The sequence below is a fragment of the Desulfosarcina cetonica JCM 12296 genome (genome assembly GCF_001311845.1).
GTDB classification, from domain to species: Bacteria; Desulfobacterota; Desulfobacteria; order Desulfobacterales; family Desulfosarcinaceae; genus Desulfosarcina; species Desulfosarcina cetonica.
Genome location: NZ_BBCC01000306.1, coordinates 1 through 4,532, shown reverse-complemented (window position 1 = coordinate 4,532; position 4,532 = coordinate 1). Strand labels below are relative to the sequence as shown.

Below are 4,532 nucleotides of genomic sequence, written 5' to 3'. Positions count from 1 at the left end.
GGCCGGCCCGGGGGCCGCCCCGCGCTTGCGTCGGATGCCGGTACGACCGGGTTTGTCGAGCTGAAATGGGGTTCGCCGCCATCCCGGCTTGGCGAGTTAGAACTGGTGGAAACGGATCCGCCTACGGCGGGGTCGAACAATATGTGCGCCAGCCGCGAACGGATCATTTCGGTCGGGCCAGCGTGGACAACGTCTATTACGGCTTCTGGAAGGGCGGGCTTTATACCATCCTGGTGGAGGTCAGTAACTACCTCGATTTCTCGGCCCTCAAGGCCGAGGCCTTCCGGCGTTACGGCGAGGGGCAGCGGGAGGCGCCCTCCGTTGATCGCTACCGTTGGCGGGACGACCCGACCGCCGATCGCTTCCTCACTTTTGATGGGAAGACGAAGACCGGCTATTTGTGGATGCGTTCCAAAGTGCTGCAGAAAAAGGTAAGCGCCCTATACCCCGAATAATCAGGACGGATTCGTAAAAAGCCCGATATCGGCGTTACGCTTCACCCTTCGTCACTGCGGCGTACGCAAAAGTACGCTGCCTACGGCACCCGCGATAGCGGTATTCTCAGGATTCGCAAGCCTTGATCTCGGGCTTCTTACGAATCCGTCGGAAATGCGACTTTTTACGAGTCCATCAAGCAGGAATTCGTATCCCCTGCCGAGTCGGCTATTGGCCCGCTGGCGGTCGCAGCCAGGTGTCGACGGCAACGGGCTTGTCGATTAGGTGTTGGGCCAGCATGATCGCTTCGGTCTGCTTCCAGGCGGCCGTATCGATGTGGCCGATGGGGATGGCCGGGTCGGGTTGAATCATCTGACGGGTAACGGCCAGCTGACGGCGCATGACCGCATTGGCGGTATCGCGGTCGTGCTCGGCAATGGCGGCAATCGTCGCGTCCTCGTTGGCCGGGTCCATGGCGGCCTGCCAGCCGGCCAAAAAGGGCGCGGGTGAAGCGCCGGACCGTATCCATATGGTGGTCGACCATCTGCTGGGACGACACCACGCTGTTGGCCACGAACCGGATTCCGTGCCGGGAGGGGTCGAAGAAGGCCACCGCCTCGCCGTTGGCCTTCAATTTGTCCGCCAGAAAAATGCCCTGGGTATTCCGATAAACCGGCCAGATCGGTACCGCCTTCTGGAAGAAGGGGGTGTAGTCGTAGCGCACGCTGGCCAGCTTGACCTGTCCCTTGTCCATGCCGGCGGTCGCCAAAAGGGCGCGCATGATGGTCTCGTCATTGCCGCCGTAGGTGACGCCGACGGTCCGCCCGGCAAGATCCCTGACCGTCGTCAGGGTGAACTCCGCCGGACGGTAGATCCATTGCAGGGGATTGACCTGAAACAACTGCGCCAGGACCACCACGGGTGCGCCTTTGGCCAGGGCGCGAATCACCTGATCGGCCGATGCCACCCCAAACTGGGCATACCCCAACTCCAATTCACGGATGGCGTCCCGTTCCGGCCCACCGGCCTTGACCGCCACATCCAGTCCCTCGCGGGAGAAGAATCCCTGCTGCCGGGCGACCACATCGCCGGCGGTGCTGGCGTTAATCAGCCATTTGAGCCGATAGGCCATCTTTTCCTGGGCCGTGGCAGGCAGCGGCGCCGCCAGTGCAGCCGCCATGAAAATCAGCGCCATACCGGTGGCAAGACGAAAAAGACGACACGATGGTTCCATGGGTTGACCTCCCGATAGCAGATTAACCGGCGGCCCAGGCCTTTTTTACCCCGGCACCGATCAATTCGAGCATTCCCTGGTAGATGGAAAGGGTGATGCCGATAAGAAACAGGGCCACCAGAATTTTTGACAGATCACTCTGATAGAGCGCGATACGGATGCTGTAGCCGATGCCGGCATTGGCGGCAATGAATTCGGATACGATGGTCCCGGCCATGGCCAGGGTCGCGCTGCCGGCAATGACCGTGGTCAGCTTGTTCAGGTTTTCGAAGGCCCGGATTTTGACCTCCAACTGCCAGCGCAGGCGCCCGGTGACGCGGTAAAAATGTTCGATATCGCTGACCGGCTCGCTCATGATGCCGATGATGGAAAGCAACAACGGGAAATAGCAGATCATGGCCGCAATGATCAGTCGGGTGAGAAAGCCGTCGCCCAAAAGGATGAACAGGATCGGTGCGATGGCCACGATGGGGTAGGCCTGGACATTATAGGCCGCTACCTTGATGAACGAGCCGAACCAGGTGGCCCGACGCCCTAAAATCCCCACGGTAAAGGCCATGAGAATGGAGAGCAGTTGCCCGATAACGGCCACCAAGAAGGTGTTCAGCACATCTTTCAGATACCGCAGGAATTCTGCCTTGCCGGTTTGCCAGACGCCCATCGGTCCGGGGATGACATAATCGGAGAGGCTCAGCACCCCTTTGAGACCGAACAACAGGCCGAGTCCCAGGATATAGATCAAAAGAAACTGGGTGATGCGTCTATGCAGCATTCATGATCTCCAGCATGGCGCGTTCCATGGCGTTCTTGTCCAGCGGTCGGTCGGCACGGTGATCCTGGCCAGGAATCAATTGAACCTGAGGCTTTTGATGCGCCCCGCGGCAGACGATGATGCGGTCGCAGAAGCGGGCCACCTCGACCACGTTGTGGGAGATGTAGAGGAATACCCTTTCCGGAAAACGGGCCTTGATCTGGTAGAGAATATCCTGGCGGGTGGGTTCATCGACGTTGGCCAGGCTTTCATCCATGATGAGAATACTGAAATCCTGAAGCAGGTAGCGCAACAGGTTGACCCGGTTACACTGTCCCATGGAGAGCTGCGAAAAGCGCAGCCCCATGAGCGTGGCCAGGCCGAACCGGTCGACCAACGCGTCACGCAAGGTCTCCCGTCCTGGAGGCGTGGTCTTCGCAAGGTGTCGGCCCACCGACGACCATCCGGGCAAGCGTTCACGGTTGAAGGTGTAGAGGCAGGGCAGCGGCGTTTCAATCGACACCTGACCGGCGGAGGCGGTGATATCTCCCGAAATAATCTTGGCCAAGGTGGTTTTTCCCACGCCCGAGGGGCCGAAGAGGGCGTGAAAACCAGGCGTGTCGATCTTAAGATCAAGCCCCTCGAATAGCGGTGTTTCGCTGCCCGGATACCGGAAGGTGATGTTGTGACATGCGATCATGGGTGCGCTTCGGTTAGTTTCTCCCTGATCCGGGGGTTTCATGAAGATTGGCCAATTTTGTTTGACACAAAGATATCTGTTCAATATCATTTAGAAATAAATTTTTCCAGCCATAATCTGATCATATGCGAGGAGATAGATAGGCGATTCGATGGCCAGCAGGCGGGGGTGGAAGAAGTGGATCTCGATCGGGGTGAGGTTGTCGGCTGTGGCAGCGATGCTGTTGATGGCGGGCTATCTTTATCTTCCCACATTGGCAACCGAGCTGATTTCCAGCGAATCCCTTCGCCGGTGGGGCATCTCGGACTTCAAGGCCCGAATTTCGCAGATCGGCCCTTACCACGCCATGGCCGGGCCTTTTGTTTTCGGTCCCAGCGACCGGCCCGCCCTTTTTATCGGCAACGTGACCCTCGCCTATACCCCTGGTGAGCTGCGACATAAAAAAATCCGCCGCGGGATTATCCGCGATGTGGTCATCAACGCAACACTCGCGCCGGACGGCATTACCTTTCCCGGGATTGACCGGGGTGTCATGGGAAGCGACGCATCGCCCCGTGCCGCGGATACCGCCGATGCTGGCGGCCCGCCGGATTTCGGGTTGGAGCGCCTGGAGGTCCGCAACGGCTTGTTGCGCTTGACCGAAAAGGGCCGCCTGATGCAGATTCCCTTTGAATTGGATCTCACTTCCCAAGGGGAAGGGCAAGCCGTCCTCGATGCCCACCTGCAGCTGTTTCCCCGGGATCAGCGTTTGACCTTATCCGCGCGTGTGGATCTGACCGGACCTTCGGCCCACTTGGCGCTTACCGGGCCGGCGGTCGCCTGGATGCCTTTGCCGATATGATGCACCGGGTCGCTGGCCTGGACCTCGACGGCATGGCCGAATTCGCCGGGCAATGCGATGTGCACTGGGCGCCGCTTTCGATCACGAATGTGGATTTGCAGCTGAAATGGCGTGCGGGGCGGGTGACTTACGGAAATTTGCGGATGACGCCGGACGGGGCGGACGGAATTGCCCGGATCACCGCTGCGTCGACCGATATGGCCACCTGGCGGTTTGCCGCCACCGGGATCTCCCTGCAGCGGCCGATGCCGGTGACCCTGCAACAATTGTCCGGCACCCTGGTGCGCGGCGATTCCGGCATCAGCCTTTCCGGCGGCACCCGGCTATCCGTTCCTGGGGGCGCCATGGGCAATCCCTCATTCATCCTGCAGGATGCCTTGCCGATATCCCTGGATTTCGACATGACCCAAACCATTGACGGCCAGTGGACGGTGCAATGCAAGTCCGCCGAAAGACCGGCTGACCGGGCGGGATCACCCATTCATGCCCGCATGGGGCCGGTGGCGCTCGAGATTCCCGCGCCGGTGGTTGACCTGACGGCGACCGGCGGCGCCCAAGGCGGGCAGGCCGA

General features: G+C 60.1%; 6 protein-coding genes. 3 read left to right on the top strand and 3 right to left on the bottom strand.

Annotation, left to right across the window (positions count from 1 at the left end):
* Positions 1–455, top strand: a 455-nt coding sequence (locus JCM12296_RS32570; RefSeq protein ID WP_218188404.1) for a hypothetical protein, incomplete at its 5' end; no start/stop codon positions are given.
* Between the two features lie 164 nt (positions 456–619).
* On the opposite strand, the gene JCM12296_RS32565 is transcribed toward JCM12296_RS32570, so the two are convergent.
* From JCM12296_RS32565 to JCM12296_RS32555, 3 genes are read right to left on the bottom strand one after another with little or no spacing between them, the layout of a single operon-like run.
* A complete protein-coding gene (locus tag JCM12296_RS32565) occupies positions 620–1,669 on the bottom strand; it encodes an ABC transporter substrate-binding protein (RefSeq protein ID WP_157068115.1) in 1,050 nt (349 codons plus the stop codon).
* Positions 1,670–1,691: 22 nt separating this feature from the next.
* A complete protein-coding gene (locus JCM12296_RS32560) occupies positions 1,692–2,441 on the bottom strand; it encodes an ABC transporter permease (protein WP_054701861.1) in 750 nt (249 codons plus the stop codon).
* The gene (locus JCM12296_RS32555) at positions 2,431–3,120 is read right to left on the bottom strand and encodes an ATP-binding cassette domain-containing protein (protein WP_054701857.1); all 690 of its coding nucleotides are present in this window, start codon (positions 3,118–3,120) and stop codon (positions 2,431–2,433) included. The genes JCM12296_RS32560 and JCM12296_RS32555 overlap by 11 nt, the downstream gene beginning before the upstream one ends.
* Before the next feature lie 151 nt (positions 3,121–3,271).
* Between JCM12296_RS32555 and JCM12296_RS32550 the strand changes: the two genes are divergently transcribed.
* Both JCM12296_RS32550 and JCM12296_RS32545 read left to right on the top strand, forming a co-directional pair.
* Complete coding sequence (locus JCM12296_RS32550) at positions 3,272–3,961, top strand: hypothetical protein (RefSeq protein ID WP_054701854.1); 690 nt, start codon at positions 3,272–3,274, stop codon at positions 3,959–3,961.
* Positions 3,958–4,532, top strand: a 575-nt coding sequence (locus JCM12296_RS32545) for a hypothetical protein (protein ID WP_157068114.1), incomplete at its 3' end; no start/stop codon positions are given. The genes JCM12296_RS32550 and JCM12296_RS32545, both read left to right, overlap by 4 nt.